We start from the raw sequence: 17,029 nt of genomic DNA, 5'->3' as shown, positions 1-17,029 counted from the left end.
CGCGACGATGACCTTGCTCGACCTGACCTTCCCGCCCAGGGAGGCGTAGCCTTTATTCCCGCTGTCCATCACCTTGTGAAGCGGAAGAGGGCGGTTGCCGCCGTGTCGCCACAGTCCCCCAGTAACTCGAGCATCTCCACCGACGACCAAGCCGGGAAGAACCCCGCCGCAGCGTTCGGTCCGAACGAGTGGCTCGTCGACGAGATCTATCAGCAGTACCTCCAGGACCCGAATTCGGTAGACCGTGCCTGGTGGGACTTCTTCGCCGATTACAAGCCGGGTGCTCCTGCCACCCCGGCTCCGGCGGGTACTGCGGCCACGGGGGCCGCAGAGACCCCCACCACGGCCCCGCAGGCCCGGCCCGCGGCCCCGGCCGCCGCCCCGGCCGCCCCCGCGGCTGCGAAGCCCGCCGCTCCCGCCCAGGCCCCGGCTCCGGCCCCGGCCCCCGCGGCGAAGGCCCCCGCCCCGGCCAAGCCGGCGCAGCCCGCACAGGCGCCCGCTCAGCCCAAGGCGAAGCCCGCCGAGGCCCCCGAGGGCCCGGAGCTGATCACGCTGCGCGGCCCGGCCGCCGCCGTCGCCAAGAACATGAACGCCTCCCTGGAGCTGCCGACCGCCACCTCGGTCCGCGCCGTCCCGGTGAAGCTGCTGTTCGACAACCGCATCGTCATCAACAACCACCTGAAGCGCGCCCGGGGCGGGAAGATCTCCTTCACGCACCTGATCGGCTTCGCGATGGTGCAGGCCATCAAGGCCATGCCGTCGATGAACTGGTCGTTCGGCGAGAAGGACGGCAAGCCGACCCTCGTCAAGCCGCCGCACGTCAACCTCGGCCTGGCCATCGACCTGGTCAAGCCGAACGGTGACCGCCAGCTCGTCGTGGCCGCCATCAAGAAGGCCGAGACGCTGAACTTCTTCGAGTTCTGGCAGGCCTACGAGGACATCGTCCGCCGCGCCCGCGACGGCAAGCTGACGATGGACGACTTCACCGGCGTCACGGTCTCCCTGACCAACCCCGGCGGCCTCGGCACCGTCCACTCCGTGCCGCGCCTGATGCCCGGCCAGTCCGTGATCATGGGCGTCGGCTCCATGGACTACCCGGCGGAGTTCCAGGGCACCAGCCAGGACACCCTGAACAAGCTCGGCATCTCGAAGGTCATGACGCTCACGTCGACCTACGACCACCGGGTCATCCAGGGCGCCGCCTCCGGCGAGTTCCTCCGCCAGGTCGCCAACCTGCTGCTCGGCGAGAACGGCTTCTACGACGACATCTTCGAGGCGCTGCGCATCCCCTACGAGCCGGTCCGCTGGCTCAAGGACATCGACGCCAGCCACGACGACGACGTCACCAAGGCCGCCCGCGTCTTCGAGCTGATCCACTCCTACCGGGTCCGCGGCCACGTCATGGCCGACACCGACCCGCTGGAGTACAAGCAGCGCAAGCACCCCGACCTGGACATCGTCGAGCACGGCCTCACCCTGTGGGACCTGGAGCGCGAGTTCGCCGTCGGCGGCTTCGCCGGCAAGTCGATGATGAAGCTGCGCGACATCCTCGGCGTGCTCCGCGACTCGTACTGCCGCACCACCGGCATCGAGTTCATGCACATCCAGGACCCCAAGCAGCGCAAGTGGATCCAGGACCGCGTGGAGCGCCCGCACTCCAAGATGGAGCGCGAGGAGCAGCTGCGCATCCTGCGCCGGCTGAACGCGGCGGAGGCCTTCGAGACCTTCCTGCAGACGAAGTACGTCGGCCAGAAGCGGTTCTCGCTGGAGGGCGGCGAGTCCGTCATCCCGCTGCTCGACGCGGTCATCGACTCCGCCGCCGAGTCGCGGCTCGACGAGGTCGTCATCGGCATGGCCCACCGCGGCCGCCTCAACGTGCTGGCCAACATCGTCGGCAAGTCGTACGCGCAGATCTTCCGCGAGTTCGAGGGCAACCTCGACCCGAAGTCGATGCACGGCTCCGGCGACGTGAAGTACCACCTGGGCGCCGAGGGCACCTTCACCGGCCTGGACGGCGAGCAGATCAAGGTCTCCCTGGTCGCGAACCCCTCGCACCTGGAGGCGGTCGACCCGGTCCTGGAGGGCGTCGCCCGCGCCAAGCAGGACATCATCAACAAGGGCGGCACGGACTTCACGGTCCTGCCGGTGGCGATCCACGGCGACGCGGCCTTCGCGGGCCAGGGCGTGGTGGCCGAGACCCTGAACATGTCGCAGCTGCGCGGCTACCGCACCGGCGGCACGGTCCACATCGTCATCAACAACCAGGTCGGCTTCACGGCCGCGCCCGAGTCGTCGCGTTCGTCGATGTACGCGACGGACGTGGCGCGCATGATCGAGGCCCCGATCTTCCACGTGAACGGCGACGACCCCGAGGCCGTCGTCCGCGTGGCGCGGCTCGCCTTCGAGTTCCGCCAGGCGTTCAACAAGGACGTGGTGATCGACCTCATCTGCTACCGCCGCCGCGGTCACAACGAGTCGGACAACCCGGCCTTCACCCAGCCGCTGATGTACGACCTGATCGACAAGAAGCGTTCGGTGCGCAAGCTCTACACCGAGTCCCTGATCGGTCGCGGCGACATCACCCTGGAAGAGGCCGAGCAGGCCCTCCAGGACTACCAGGGCCAGCTGGAGAAGGTCTTCACCGAGGTCCGCGAGGCCACGTCCCAGCCGGCCGCCGGTGACGTCCAGGCGCCCCAGGACGGCTTCCCGGTCGCGGTCCCGACCGCGGTCTCCTCGGAGGTCGTCAAGCGGATCGCCGAGTCCCAGGTCAACGTCCCCGACCACATCACCGTCCACCCCCGCCTCCAGCCGCAGCTGCAGCGCCGGGCGGCGATGGTCGAGGACGGCACGATCGACTGGGGCATGGGCGAGACCCTGGCCATCGGCTCCCTGCTGCTGGAGGGCACCCCGGTCCGCCTCGCGGGCCAGGACTCCCAGCGCGGCACCTTCGGCCAGCGCCACGCGGTGCTGATCGACCGGGAGACCGGCGAGGAGTACACCCCGCTGCAGTACCTCTCCGAGGACCAGGCCCGGCTGAACGTCTACAACTCGCTGCTCTCCGAGTACGCGGCGATGGGCTTCGAGTACGGCTACTCGCTGGCCCGCCCCGACGCGCTCGTGATGTGGGAGGCGCAGTTCGGCGACTTCGTCAACGGCGCGCAGACGGTCGTGGACGAGTTCATCTCGTCGGCGGAGCAGAAGTGGAACCAGACCTCCGGCGTCGTGCTGCTCCTGCCGCACGGCTACGAGGGCCAGGGCCCGGACCACTCGTCCGCGCGTCCCGAGCGGTTCCTCCAGCTGTGCGCGCAGAACAACATGACGGTCGCCATGCCGACCTCGCCGTCGAACTACTTCCACCTCCTGCGGTGGCAGGTGCACAACCCGCACCACAAGCCGCTGGTCGTCTTCACCCCGAAGTCGATGCTGCGCCTGAAGGCCGCGGCCTCGAAGGCGGAGGAGTTCACCACGGGCGAGTTCCGTCCGGTCATCGGCGACAGCACGGTCGACCCGGCCGCGGTGCGCAAGGTCGTCTTCTGCGCCGGCAAGGTCTACTACGACCTGGAGGCCGAGCGGCAGAAGCGCGGTGTGACCGACACGGCGATCATCCGCATCGAGCGGCTGTACCCGCTGCCGGGTGAGGAGCTCCAGGCGGAGGTCAACAAGTACCCGAACGCCGAGAAGTACCTGTGGGCGCAGGAGGAGCCGGCGAACCAGGGTGCCTGGCCGTTCATCGCGCTCAACCTGATCGACCACCTGGACCTGGCGGTCGGCGCGGACGTCCCGCACGGCGAGCGCCTGCGGCGCATCTCGCGTCCGCACTCCTCGTCCCCGGCGGTCGGCTCCGCGAAGCGGCACCAGGCGGAGCAGGAGCAGTTGGTGCGAGAGGTCTTCGACGCGTAGGCCGTCTCTTGGGAGGGCCCGGTGTCGAGTTCTTGCTCGGCACCGGGCCCTTTCGCCTACCCGGAGGGATGGTTATGGCCGTGCGCGACTGCGGGCCGTCCGTGGTTGCTCGCGCAGTTCCCCGCGCCCCTTCGGGCGCGTTCATCCGAGGTATGCCTCGAAGTCCCAGTACGGCCGCACCCGTTGCCTCGCGGAGAGTGTGTGCGGGTGTTGGGCGCCGAGTGTGCGGGTGAGGGCCAGCAGGGCGTCCTCCTCCAGCTTGCCCGCCTCCTCCTGCTCATGTGCCGCCCTGAGGTCCGCGGCCAGGGCGACCTGGCACGACAGCGTGAGCGGGTGCTCGTGGCCCAGGGTGTGCCGGGACCGGCGCACGGTGTCGCGGCTCAGTTCCACCGCGTCCTCGATGCGGCCGTTGAAGTTGCGCGCGCCGGCCGCGTTGAGGGCGCAGCCCAGGACCCAGGGGTGGTCAGGGCCGAGCGTGGCGCCGAGGCCGGCGAGGGCGGACTCGAACATGGACAGGGCCTCGCCCCGCTCACCCGCGGCCTGCATCACCAGCCCGGTGTTGGACAGCATGCCGGTGGCCACGGGATGCGCGGGGCCGAGCAGCGACCGGTAGCCGGCCTCCGCCTCGTCGATGAGGTCGCGGGCCTGGCTGAGATCGCCGTGTTCCCGCAGGTAGTTGCCGTAGTTGGTGAGGAAGGCCAGCGTGCGGTAGTGGTCGCGGCCGTGCAGCTGCATGAGCTGCTCCAGCAGGCTGGCCATGCCGGGGCCCACGTCCGGCCCGTGACCGCCCTCCCGGCGCCGGCACATGGCCAGCTGGGAGCGGGCTTCGAGGGTCTGCGGATGCTGCGGGCCGAGCACCTGCACATGGAGTCGTACGACGGGTTCCTGACGGGCCAGCGCCTCGCGGTAGCGGCCGAGCAGGCGGAGGCTGTGGGTGACCGCGTTGCCGGAGTGCAGCGTGTTGATGTGCCGGGCGCGCAGCACGCTCTCGCGCCGGGCCAGGGTCTCCAGGTCGAGGTCCAGCGCCTCGGCGTACCGGCCCAGCATGCGCAGGGTGACGCCGAGGTTGTGCCGGGCGACCAGGGTGGGCGGCTCGTCCGGGCCGAGGAGCCGTTCGTTGCCCTCCAGGACCTCGCGCTGGAGGTCGTACGCCTCCTGGTAGCGGCCCAGGGAGCGCAGGCCGGAGGCGATGGCGCTCTTGCTGACGAGTTCGCCGATCTCGTTGCGCCGGGGCGCGGCCCGGAGCTGTTTCAGCACGCCCCGGTGCAGCTCGTACACCTCGCGGAACCGGCCGCTGTTGCGGAGCATGTTGCCCTCCTGGGTGGCCAGGTCGAGCATCGGCTGGTCGATCGGGTCCATGAACCGCGACCAGTGCTCGCGCACCTGCTGGGCCAGTTCCAGGCCGCCGCTGTACTCGCCGCTCCGGGTGCAGTACCGCAGGCAGTTCAGGACCAGCTCCTGCACGCGCGGCTGCCGGCTCTCCAGGGCGCCGGAGGGTTCGAGGTGGGGCAGCAGCTCGGCGTAGCGCGGCCAGTTGCGGCTGTCGGCGGGGTTGCCGGGGTCGGCCTCGGCGAGCAGGGTGCGCACCGCCCGCCGGTGCAGTTCGTGGCTGCCGTCGCCGGTCAGCTTGGAGACGATGTCGTGGACGAGCCGGTGCATGTGCACCGACTCCTGGTGCGGGCCCATCTCGGCGGCCAGCGGGCCGCGGGTCTCGCGGGTGAGCACCGAGTAGTTGACGAGGGTGTCCAGGGCCCGGGTCCAGGCGGGCAGGTCGGTGGACATCCAGCGCAGCTCCTCGGGCAGCTCGGCGCGCGGGTAGGCGCGGATGAGGCCGAGCGGGATGCGTCCGGGGGCGAAGGAGGTGCACAGGCCGAGCACCTCGATGGCCTGCGGCTGGGAGCGGCGCAGCCGGTTGAGCAGTATGGCCCAGGAGGTGAGGGAGGACTGCGGGAAGCCCTCGCCGGTGACGGGTTCGTCGACGGTGGACAGCCGCCGTTCGCGCACCATCCGCAGGTACTCGGCCGCCTCCATGCCGGACTCGCCGAGCCAGGACGCGGCCTGCACCAGCGGCAGCGGCACGTCCCCGAACTCGGCGGCCACCTCGTCGGCCTCGCGGGCGCTGATGTGCGGGGCGCGGCGCATCAGGTAGGCGGTGGACTCGGGGCGCAGGAACGCGGGGATCTCCAGGACGTCGGTGTGCTCGCTCCAGCCCCGGTTGCGGGAGGTGATCAGCACGTGCCCGGTGCCCTGCGGGAGCAGCGCGGTCACGCCGTCGATGTCGTCCCAGCCGTCGAAGACCAGCAGCCAGTTCCCGTACGGCTCCCCGCGCCGGAGCGCGTTGCGGACCGCGCGGATGCGTTCACCGGGCTCGCTGCCGATGCGCAGCCCGAGTTCGACGGCGAGTTCACCGAGGCGGTCGCGCTGGATGGTGCGGTCGTCGCTGTTGACCCACCACACCAGGTCGTAGTCGGTGCTGAAGCGGTGGGCGTACTCGGCGGCGAGCTGGGTCTTGCCGATGCCGGACATGCCGACGAGCGTGCAGGCGGCGGCGCCGCGCTCGGCGTCGGCGAGCCGCTGGTGGAGTTCGCCCAGCAGGTCGTCGCGGCCGGTGAAGCGCGGGTTGCGGCGCGGCACCTCGCCCCAGATCTCGCAGCGCTCGTCCGGGTAGCGGATCCGGCCGGCGAGCGCCCGGGGGCGGGTGAGCGGTTCCAGGCCGAGGCGGCGCAGCAGGCGGTCCTCGGCGGCCTCCTCGCTCAGCGCCCACAGGCTGGCCGGTTCCAGGACGGCGGTGGCGGGCAGCAGCGGCCGGTTGGTGAGGTTGACGGCCGCGAACCGGTCGGCGTGGGCGGCCACGAAGCCGCGCAGCGCGTCGTTCCACTCGCCCGGCGGGCGGGGGCCCAGCTCGAAGAACCAGTCGTTGAGGACCAGCAGCACCTTCCCGCTGGCCAGCAGCAGATCGCCGAGCGAGTCCTCCAGCGCGACCTCGCGCGGCGGGTCCCAGCGCTGCAGGGTGGCCCGGTGTCCGTGCCGCTCCAGGCACTGCGCGATCCACGCCGCCCACGAGCGGTAGTACCCCGGGAAGACCACGAGCACGTGCTCGGGTGCCGCCGCGCCGTTCGCGCCCGGCCGCCGCTGTTCCGCCATCGCCGCTCCCTGCTTCCACCGCGACCGCCGGTCTCCTGGGCTGCCGCACGCATAACGTAACGCAATAGGCCGTCGACGGAGCGTCAGCCCGGCGCGCGGGCGCTCCCCGCGAGGCGCGCGTGGTGGCTGCCCATGTGCCGGACGAACTCCCTTCCGTACGGGGTCAGTTCATCGGACTCCGCCAGCACGGACAAGGCCTCGGCGACCTGCTCCCGGCACGCCTCGAACCGTTCGGCGGCGCGCCGCCGCCACACCCAGGCGGGTCCGGTGCGGGCCCGCCACCACAGGTCCAGCAGCGCCAGGTGGGCGTACGCGCCCTGGAGGACGCCCGGCACCGGGCGCGGGTCGCGCCGCCAGCCCACCCGGTGCAGGCTGCCGCCGGGCCGCCACAGCGGGACCAGTTCGTCCAGCACGGCCAGCTTGGTGTGGTGCGTCTCGTGCACCAGCAGTTCGACCAGCTCCCGCCGGTCGGCCGGCAGCTGGGCCAGGACGGCCCCGGGCGCGGTCCGCACGGTGGCGCTCAGCGGCGGTCCGCCGCCCGCCGAGGGCACCAGCGGGACGACGGCCCGCACCAGCGCCAGGGTCTCGTCCGCCCGGGCGGGGTGCGTGGTGGCCAGCAGGGCGTGCGCGTCGCGCCAGCGGGCGGCCCACGCGGCGGGGTCGGAGTACGGCCGCTCGGCCGCGGGCAGCGCCGCCGGCCCTATGCCACCCGGGGGCACCCGGTGGGGGTCGACGTCGTCGAGTACGGCGGTGCCGCCGGGCAGGGTGTGCAGCGCCGACCAGGCCAGGGTGCCGTCGGCGTTCCACCGGGTGCCGGGTCCGGCCGGGGCGGCCCCGGGCAGCAGCAGCGTCTGGCCCGCGCCGTCGGTGATGCGCAGGGCTCCGGACCGGCCGCTGAGCCGGGCCCGGCCCCGGGCGCAGCGCAGCAGCCCGATACCGGGCAGCGGCAGGGTGCCGGCGGGCAGCACGCGGGTGGTGGTGAAGCGGCAGCCGGCGCGCAGGGCGGCGGCGACGGCCACCGCGCCCAGCCCGGCGAGCCCCTCGGCGAACTCCGGGCCGTCGGGCGCGGCGAGCGCCGTGGCCAGCCAGGCACCGGTCGTCGGATAGTCGAGGACGGCGCGGACGGCCGGGGCGTCGGACCGCTCGGCCCGCTCCAGCAGCGCCCAGTCGTCCTCGAAGCGCCGCCGTACCGCCGCGGGCAGGGCAGGGCGCACGCGGTCGAAGCGGACCAGGAGGGACTTCAGCAGCAGCATCCGCCGGGCGTGCAGAGCGGCACGCAGGGCCACGGTGGCGGCGGGCAGCGGCCGGGTGCGCGCCAGGGCATCGAGGATCTCGGGCGGGACCGGGCCGGACGCGGGGGCGGGCGAGGCAGTCTCGGGCCGGACCGGGCCGGAAGCGGAGGTGACCGGGGCAGTCTCGGGCCGGACCGGGCCGGACGCAGGGGCGGCCGGGGCGGACTCGGGACGGACCGGTCCGCACGCGGAGGTGACCGGGGCAGTCTCGGACCGGACCAGGCCGGAAACGGAGGTGACCGGGGCAGTCTCGGACCGGACCAGGCCGGACGCGGAGGTGACCGGGGCGGACTCGGACCGGACCGGGCCGGAAGCGGAGGTGACCGGGGCAGTCTCGGACCGGACCAGGCCGGAAGCAGGGGCAGGCGGGGCGGACTCGGGCCGAGCCGGGCCGGAAACGGGGGCGGCCGGGGCGGCCGGCCGTATGTCCCCGAGGGGTCCCACGGCTCCCGGGGTCATGCCACGGTGTCCTGGCCGCGTAAGGGCTGCCGCGCGGGACCGGCCGAAAACGCATGCCCGGGCCGGCCCGGCATGATCTCGTCGTCCCCGCCGGTGGTGTACCAGACCCGGCGCAGCCCGTCCGGGTCGGCGAGCACCCCGGCGACCGCCGCGAGCACCGCCGGATCGTCCATGGCACGCAGTGTCCGCAGGTCGACGTCGGTGAGGTCGGGTGGGAACACGGCCTCTTCGGCGTCCTCGCCGAGGCCGGCCCCCCGTGTCCTAAGCTCCCCCACCCTCGGCTCCTCCCTGCCCTACGCCCGCCCCGCACAGCCGCAGTGGCTGCCCACTTCTTCCCGACAGGCCGGAACCAGAAACCCTGGACGGTTCAACTCCGGTCAAGTTCGCGCGCGTCGGCCCACTCCTGGGCCCACGGCCACCACGGCGGAGCCGCTTCCCGCCACTCCGGCTCCGGCAGCGACCGGGCGTCCGGGGGCGGCGGTCGCCGTTCCGCCCGCCGGGTCAGCTCCACATCGGCCCAGTCGACCTCGCGCAGCGCCCCGACGAGCCGCTGCCACCGGTCCAGGGCCGCCCTGAACGCGCCACGGGCCGCGCCGGGCCGTCCCATCAGCGCCAGCACCGCCCCGCAGCCGTGCCGGGCGCGGGCGGCCGTCACCGAGCCGGGGTCACCGCCGTGGGCCGCCTCCGCCTCCCGCTCGGCGTTCTCGTACGCCTGCAACGCCTCCAGCAGCACCGGCGCGCCCGCGTGGTACCAGCCCTCCAGCCGCACCCGGCCCAACTGGAGCCAGACCTCCGCCCGTACGGCCGCGTCGGTCGCCGCGCGCACCGCCTGGCCGAGCAGATGCCGGCTCTCGAAGAGGTCGGGCAGGAAGCCGACGTGGCGGAAGCGCTGGGCGAGCGCGCTGCCGACCAGGCCCTGGAGTCGGCCGCGGTGCGCGGACCGGGCGGGCAGCGACTTCAGCGCCTCGCGCAGCACGTACTCGGCCCGGTCCACCACCCCGGCCCCGTCACCGGCGGAGGCCCGCCGCAGCAGCGACTCGCCCCAGGCGGTGAGGAGCTGGACGCGCAGCGGGCCGTCGGCGGGGGCGAGCAGCGCGGCCCGCTCGTACGCCGCGTCGGCCTCTCCGGTTTCCCCGGCCGCGTCGTGGAACGCGGCCAGCACGGTCAGGCACGGCAGCAGCAGGTCCGGATCGTCCCCGGCGGCCGCCAGCGCCTCGCCGAGCGCCCGCCGGGTCTCGGCGTCCTCGGCCCCGGCCCCCCGCAGTGCCCGCGCGAGATCGAGCAGCGCGGGCCCCCCTACGGCGTCGGGCACCCGCTCCCGCGCCAGTACCGCGCAGCCCTCCCGCAGTTCGGGCACGGCGGCACCGGGACGCCGCAGATCGAGCAGCACCCGCCCGCGCAGCAGCAGCCGGGCCCGGTGGGCGGTCACCTCCCAGGGCACGCCGCCCCGGCTCGCGGAGGACGGCTCCGGGTCAGCGACGGCGGCCGGTACGACGGTGTCCGTGCCGCCGGGGCCGTGTCCGGAACCACCGTCACCGGTGCGGCCGTACGTGCCCCCGACGCCACCGGGGCCACCCTGGCCGACCTCGCTGTCACCGGGACCGGTGCGGCCGACCTCACCGCCACCCGGACCGGCGTAGGCGACCCCGCCGCCACCCGGACCACCGCGGCCGGCCCCCATGCCACCGGAGCCGCCGTCACCGACCCCGACGTAACCGGACCCGCCACCACCGGGCGCCCCGTCAACGAGCCCGGCGGAACCGGACCCGTCGGAAGCGGACGTGCCGTCACCGGGGCTGCCGTCACCCGGGATCGCGCCCTCGGGCACCCCGAGGTCGGGACGCCAGTCGCGGGCGACGGCGATGACGCGGGGCCAGGGCGGGAGCTCGCCGTCCAGGGCCCCGAGCGCTTCCGTCAGGTGGTCCCGTTCGGCCGTGAGCTGCCACAGCTCGCGTCGGCACGAGGCCAGTTCCAGAGCCGCTTCCGCCCGCTCCCGGCTGTCGGCGGGAGCCGCCTCGTACGCGCCGGCGAGTTCGGCCGCCGCCTCCCGCAGCAGCCCGGCGCGCCGCCCCTCTGCCCGCGCACCCGCCGTACCGGCCTCCGCGCGCAGCACGCGGCCGAGGACCAGGCGCGCCCGGGCCACCGGACCGGGACCGTCGGCACCCGTCCCCGCCGTGGCGACGCGGGCCTGTTCCCGGGCCCGGCGCAGCATCTCCGGGTCGGCCAGCCGCCGCCACCGGTCGAGCAGCCTCTCGGCCTCGGTCAGCGGGTCGGGGGTGACCAGGTCCGGCAGGTAGAACCGCAGCACGCGCGCGGGGATGCGGGCGAACAGCTCGGCCTCCACGCTGCCGCCGCCGTCCCGCGCACCGCCGTCCTCGGCGGAGCGCGCCGTACCGGCGTCCGGGTCGTGGTCGGCGAGCCGGGCCGCGGCCAGGGCGGCGAAGTTGCGGGTGCCCTTGCCGAAGTGCCGTTCCACATAGGCCGAGCAGTGCTTGAGGACGAGCCCGGCGGTGTCCTGGTCGAGGGAGGACAGCAGCAGGTCCTGCATGCGCGGCGAGTACGCGAAGCAGGGCTGCTCCTCGGTGCCGGGCAGTTGCCGCAGCAGTCCGCCGAGCAGCACCTCGGCCAGTTCCATGGGACCGGTGTCGGGCAGCATGGCCCGCTGGACCAGGCGCATCACGGGCAGGGTGAGGGGCGCGGCGGCGAGGTAGACGGCGAGCCGGAGGGCGCCGGGCGAGGCGCCGGCGCGGAAGGCGCGCAGCAGCTCCTCGTCGCTGCGCGCCGGCGGTGCGGCCGAGACGGTTCCCGGTGCGGTGGCGGGGTGGGCGAAGCCGGCCCAGGCGTGCTCGCGGGTCGGCCCGGTGCCGGCGAGCAGCCGGGCGAAGGCCGCGAACGCCTCCGGGGTGGGCTGGAGCACCGGCACGGGCCGCGCACCCGGCGGTGGTTCCTCCGCCTCCTCCCACGGCTCGTCCTCGGGCAGGAAGTCGAGGCGCCCGCCGGTCTCGCCGGTGCGGACCAGCAGCCCCGGCTCGGCGGGCAGCGCGGTACGGCCCCACAGGCGGGGCGGCAGCGGCTGGACCACGGCCAGCGGGGCGGTGCGCGGCCAGCCGTGCAGCAGGCGCTGCGCGGTGCCGTTCTGCCACAGTGGGCCGACGCAGTCGCTGATGACGAAGGTGAGCCGGCGCCCGCTGGGGTCGTGCAGCTCGTCGGCGGGCCGCAGCCGGGTGCGCCGGCCGGGACCGACGGTCGTACCGACCAGGGGGGCGCCGGAGCCGTCGGCGTACAGCTGGTGGACGCGGACGGAGGCGAACGCGCCGGACTGCTGGCAGGCCTGGCGCAGTTCCTCGACCATCTCGCCCCAGACGGCCATGGCGGGCCCGGTGTCCATGAGCAGCTGGACGTCGCAGCGCCGGTGCCGGCCGGGCCGGGTGACGGGGAGCAGGATGCCGCTGGCGGCGGCCCGGTCCGCGGTGGCCGCCTCGTCGATCCGCTCGTCCCGGCCGCGTGCGGAGGCGGTGCGGTAGCGGCCGAGGGCACGCAGTGCCTTCTGCAGGCCGAGCAGTCCGGGCAGGGCGCCGGCGGCGGGGGCGCGGACCGGGAAGGCCGCGGGGCCGCCGTCGGCCCGGGCGTAGGGGGCGGGGCTCGGGGTGTGCAGCGGGACGGCGGGGGCGGGCGCGTCCGCGCGGGGCGCCTGCGGGCTGCCGGGGCCGTCCGGCGGTACGTCCCGCGTCCCCGGACCGGACGCGCCGTCCGTGCCGGAGGAACCCGGGGTACCCGGAGAGCCGGGCGGGCCGTCAAGGCCGGTGCCGGACGTGCCGTCGGGGTCGCCGGACGCTGCCGCGCCCAGCCGCCGGGCCAGCCAGAGCGCGTCGGCCACGTCCTCGGCGGTCGGCTGGAGCCCGCCCTGGCGCAGCTTGCCGATCAGCTCGTCCAGGCGCATCCCCGGCATCCGCCTCTCACCTCGTACGGTCGAGCGGTTGCATCAGCATCTCGGCGATCCGCTCCCGGGTGAGGCCCTGCGCGTGCGGATCGTGCTGCGTGAGGAACAGGGCGTTCAGGAGCTGGTCGGCGGCGAGCACCTCGCCGGGTTCCCGCTCCAGGAAGCGGCGGATGAGATCGCTGCCGGCGGCGACGCCGTCCGTGCCGAGGTGTGCCTCGACCATGGCGGTGAGCTGCTCCTCGCCGGGCGGGTCCAGTTCGAGCTGGACGCAGCGGCGCAGCAGCGGGGCGGGGAAGTCGCGTTCGCCGTTTGAGGTCATCACGATCACCGGGAACGCGGTGCACGCGACGCGCCCCCCGCGCACGGCCACCCGGTCGCCGTCGTGCGTGAGCACCTCGACGACGGGTTCCCGGTCGGCCAGCCGTTCCAGCTCGGGGACCGAGAACTCGCCTTCCTCCAGGGTGTTCAGCAGGTCGTTGGGCAGGTCGAGGTCGCTCTTGTCCAGCTCGTCGATGAGCAGGACGCGGGGCCGCTCGGCGGGCAGGAGCGCGGTGCCGAGCGGTCCGAGGCGGATGTAGGAACCGATCCCGGAGGCCGCGGCACCGCGGTCGTCCCCGCCGGCGCGCTCCAGCTGGACGTCCTGGAGCCGGGCTATGGCGTCGTACCGGTACAGGCCGTCCTGGAGGGTGGTACGGCTGACGACGGGCCAGCGCAGCACCTTGCCCAGGCCGAGTTCATGGGCGATCGCGTACGCCAGGGTGGACTTGCCGGTTCCCGGGTTGCCGGTGACCAGCAGGGGCCGGCGCAGGTAGAGGGCCGCGTTGACCGCGTCGACCTCGGCCGGCCGGGGCGCGTAGTTCTCGACCAGACGGCGTCGCACACCGAGCCGGCGGGCGCTGCTGGGATCCTCCGGGCCGCTGTCCGCGCCGTCCCGGGAGGCGGCGAAGTCACGCCAGGGCGGCGGCGCCGGCAACCGTCGCATGCCGTCGTGCGGCTGACCCACTCCGCGGTAGATCCGCCAGTCGTTCACCTTGGGCTCCTCCCGGCTCTGGTGATCATGCAGCGGGCCCGGCCGTCCGACGTACGAGGCTACCGCCCGTCGGCCGCGCCCGCCGAGGTTCGCGGCGTACGACACCCGCTCCCCCTCCCCGCGAACGGCCGTCCGACTCAACAGAGTTGACGGTCGGCCACCGGGAGGGCGGCGGGGCGCCGACGGGTCAGCCGCCGGGCGCGGCCAGCGGCGGCGGTCGCATGCTCTCCGTCCCGTACGGCGGCCGGTCCGGCGGCGGGTCGAACAGTACGGCGATCTTGCCGCGCAGGCCGTGCTCCCGGGCGGTGCCCGGGTCGGCCAGGCGGATGCGCAGATCGCGGACCGGACCGTGCAGCCCGTCCGCGTGCCCGGCGAGCCCCAGCAGGTCGGCGGCCTGCCGGTGGAAGTCCTCGCACTCGTCGTGATCATGCAGGTCGCGGCGCCACAGCACCACCGCGTGCCCGGAGCGCAGCGCGTCCCGCATCGCCGCGTAGCCCTCGCCGCTGCCGACGGGACCGCAGTACACGGGCACGGACGCGTCGCTCATCGCCGACAGGGCGCCGTAGTACGGGAACCTGCCCCCGGCCCGGGCCCCCGGCGGATGCCCCTCGGCGGCGGGCCGCCCGTGCAGGGTCCCGTGCGCCAGCGGTCCGCGCCGGACGCCCTTCCAACGGCGGCGCCACTCCGGGGAGGGCGGCAGGCCGTTGCGCCGGACGTCCCGGACGACGACGGTCCGCCGCATGCCGAGCGGCAGCGCCCGCTCGTCCACGAAGTCGTCTTCCTCGTCCTCGCCGTCCTCGACGTCCATGATGTCCACGACGTCCTGGTCGGTTGTGGCGGAATGGAGATCGGAGAGCAACGACCAGTCGTCCACCGGGAGGTCGAACAGTTTGCGGGGCAGGAAGACCTCGATCGCGGCGAGGTGCTCGCCGTGGTCCCCCTGGTTCAGCGCCCTGGCCAACGGCTCCCGCAGCACCCGCGTCAGCTCCTCGGCCGGCACACCCCGGTCGTCCCCGGCGACCGGCGTGACGTCCTGCCCGCCGTAGATCAGCTGCACGCTCCAGGGATGCCGGCCGTAGGTGGCCGGGCCCACCTTGACGAGGACGTCGGTGCGGGCGTCGGGAGAAGGGGGGACGAGGGAGGGGGCGGTGACGTGCGGCCGGCTCGCGCGGCCCGCCTCGGGCGGATGAGCGGACCCGACGGGAAGCGGCGCCGTGCCGGGCTCGGTGGGTGACGGCGTACCGAGGCACTCGACGGTGGCCGGCGCGTCCAGAGCGGACGGCGCTTCCGGGACGGACGGCGCTTCCAGAGCGCCGACCGGCGTCGGCAGGTCGACGGCCGCGCTCTGCGCCGGAACAGCCTGCGCCGGAGCCACGACCGCTCCGTTCGGCACGGGCACCCCGTTGGAGGGACGAGCGGGCAGGTCACTGGGCTGAGGGCCGGGCACGCCCCCGGACCCGCTGTTGGAAGGGCCACCGAGCAGGCCACCGGACTGACTGCCGGATGGGCCACCGGTCCGGCCGCCGGCCAGCGCACCGGCATCGGTCGTGGTCGCACCGTCGGCCCGTCCCGCCCCGTCGGCGCCCTCCAGCAGCGCGCGGATGGCCTCGCCGACCGCCCAGTGCCGGTGGCCGACGGCCTGCCCGGCTATCCACTCGGTGAACGCCCGCAGCCGTCCCGCCTCCACCTCCCCGGCGTGGTCGCGCGCGGCCTTGCGGGCCACCCGGGCGGCGTACAGCAGTACGGCGTCCAGGTCGACCAGCGTTCCACCGCCGCCGGGGTCCAGCATGCGCAGGCCGTACAGCAGCGCGGCGCCCTCGCGCCAGGTGCGGACGTTCGGCAGCACCAGCGACGGCAGCCGTTCGCCCCGCACCTGCTCCTTCACGTCCTCCACGAGGTGGACGACCTCACCCGCCCCGGCCGGCGGCGGCAGGTGGGCGAGATGACCGTGGAGCCGTGTGCGCAGTTCGGTGCTGATCCCGGAGACGGAGGGCGCGTGCCCGGGCAGGGTGGCCTGGACGGCGGTCCAGTGGGGGTACGGCGCGGGGGCGCCGAGGAGGCTCGCGTGATGGAGGTCGTGGGCGCGCAGCACCTCGCGCACCGTGCGCCCGGCCTCGCGCGAGTCCAGCAGTTCGTACAGCGCGGTGACCGGGACGGCGACGCCCTCCTCCCGCCGGCGCCCTTTGATCACGCCGATGACGGAGCCGTGCCGCAGGTCGAGCACCGGCCCGCCGGAGAGTCCGCCGATGGGGAGGATGCCGGTGAGCAGCAGGGCGCGGGCGTCGGAACCGGCCAGTTCGCCGCTGCCCTGCCGGATGCCCAGCTCACCGGTCTGCACCGACCAGCCGTAGAGCCCGAGCGGGGTGCGCGGGCCGGCTTCCCGGTCGCCCAGCCACAGGCAGCGCACCTCGTCGGCGCCGGTCACCCGGACGAGCGCGAGGTCGGGGAACGGCCAGGGGTCACGCGCCGGCCGTCCGGCCTCGGGCCGGGGCGCGACGACGACGGCCGTCCCGGTGCCGCCGCGCGGCTCCCAGGCGCCGTCGGCGGTGCGCTCCTGCCAGGTCACGCTCAGGGCGCTCTGCCCTCGGCACACCGCGGCTCCCCCCTTCCCCACGACGTGGGCGCAGGTCAACAGCCAGCCCGGGGCTATGAAGAACCCCGACCCCCAGTACGAGTCACGGTCCGTTGCATACCCGTCACCCGGTGCGCCGATGCGCGCGAGGGAGGGGCGCACCATCTCGTCGAAGGCGCTCATACGGCGCCGGGAGCCGGGGACTGCGGCGGTACGACCGCGCCGCCCGCCGTCGCCGGGTCCGCGCCGTCCGCCGTCGTGGCCGGTTCGGTCCAGGTCAGGGACACGGTGAGGGAGGATCTGCCGCCGCCCTCGGCGATGGCGCTCACGATCTTGCCGGACTGCGCCGTCAGTTCGATACCGAAGCTGACGGAGACCTCGACGGGTGCGGGCGTGTCCAGACCGGCGCGCAGGGAGCGCACGACACCACCGACCGTGCCGGCCAGTCCCTCCGCCATGTCGATGACCCGGTCGCCCAGCCCGGTGTCCCAGTAGCCGTCCTCGTCCAGCGCCTCCTCGGCGGCGGCGCTGATCCTGGCCCAGACGACGGTTCCGTCGTCCAGACGCACGCGTTCGATTCCTTCAGCCATGACGCCCCCGTTCGCCGATGGGAGGAGAAGGCTAACTCCCGGGGAGGGAGAGGGGGAGGGGAAGAGGGGTGCCGGCGAAGGATACGGCCGGCGATCGCCCCA

At 74.4% G+C, this 17,029-nt stretch carries 8 protein-coding genes; 1 reads left to right on the top strand and 7 read right to left on the bottom strand.

The window, feature by feature from the left end:
* Positions 1-102 precede the first annotated feature (102 nt).
* Positions 103-3,900, top strand: a complete 3,798-nt coding sequence (locus tag ACH4LD_RS27500; protein ID WP_398056091.1) for a multifunctional oxoglutarate decarboxylase/oxoglutarate dehydrogenase thiamine pyrophosphate-binding subunit/dihydrolipoyllysine-residue succinyltransferase subunit — start codon at positions 103-105, stop codon at positions 3,898-3,900.
* A 141-nt stretch (positions 3,901-4,041) separates the two neighbouring features.
* Here ACH4LD_RS27500 and fxsT read toward each other — a convergent pair whose 3' ends face one another.
* The 7 genes from fxsT to ACH4LD_RS27465 form a co-directional block, all read right to left on the bottom strand.
* Positions 4,042-7,044 carry an FxSxx-COOH system tetratricopeptide repeat protein gene (fxsT, locus tag ACH4LD_RS27495; protein ID WP_398056092.1) on the bottom strand — a complete coding sequence of 1,001 codons (3,003 nt, stop codon included), beginning with the start codon at positions 7,042-7,044 and terminating at the stop codon, positions 4,042-4,044.
* Between the two features lie 83 nt (positions 7,045-7,127).
* Positions 7,128-8,330, bottom strand: a complete 1,203-nt coding sequence (locus tag ACH4LD_RS27490; protein WP_398106195.1) for an aKG-HExxH-type peptide beta-hydroxylase — start codon at positions 8,328-8,330, stop codon at positions 7,128-7,130.
* A 461-nt stretch (positions 8,331-8,791) separates the two neighbouring features.
* Positions 8,792-9,070, bottom strand: coding sequence for a hypothetical protein (locus ACH4LD_RS27485; RefSeq protein WP_258055737.1), 279 nt, complete (start codon positions 9,068-9,070; stop codon positions 8,792-8,794).
* Between the two features lie 92 nt (positions 9,071-9,162).
* A complete protein-coding gene (locus tag ACH4LD_RS27480) occupies positions 9,163-12,744 on the bottom strand; it encodes an SAV_2336 N-terminal domain-related protein (protein WP_398056093.1) in 3,582 nt (1,193 codons plus the stop codon).
* A 7-nt stretch (positions 12,745-12,751) separates the two neighbouring features.
* Complete coding sequence (locus ACH4LD_RS27475; RefSeq protein WP_132788608.1) at positions 12,752-13,765, bottom strand: MoxR family ATPase; 1,014 nt, start codon at positions 13,763-13,765, stop codon at positions 12,752-12,754.
* A 187-nt stretch (positions 13,766-13,952) separates the two neighbouring features.
* A complete protein-coding gene (locus tag ACH4LD_RS27470) occupies positions 13,953-16,520 on the bottom strand; it encodes a trypsin-like peptidase domain-containing protein (RefSeq protein ID WP_398056094.1) in 2,568 nt (855 codons plus the stop codon).
* Positions 16,517-16,927 (bottom strand): CU044_2847 family protein, encoded by a 411-nt coding sequence (locus ACH4LD_RS27465; protein WP_398056095.1) that lies wholly within the window; start codon positions 16,925-16,927, stop codon positions 16,517-16,519. Before ACH4LD_RS27465 ends, ACH4LD_RS27470 begins: the two co-directional genes overlap by 4 nt.
* Positions 16,928-17,029 lie beyond the last annotated feature (102 nt).

The sequence above is a fragment of the Streptomyces sp. NPDC017676 genome, from assembly GCF_044329325.1.
In the GTDB taxonomy this organism is placed as follows: domain Bacteria; phylum Actinomycetota; class Actinomycetes; order Streptomycetales; family Streptomycetaceae; genus Streptomyces.
The sequence above is the reverse complement of the archived record's forward strand: the minus strand, read 5'-3'. Positions and strand labels throughout refer to the sequence as shown.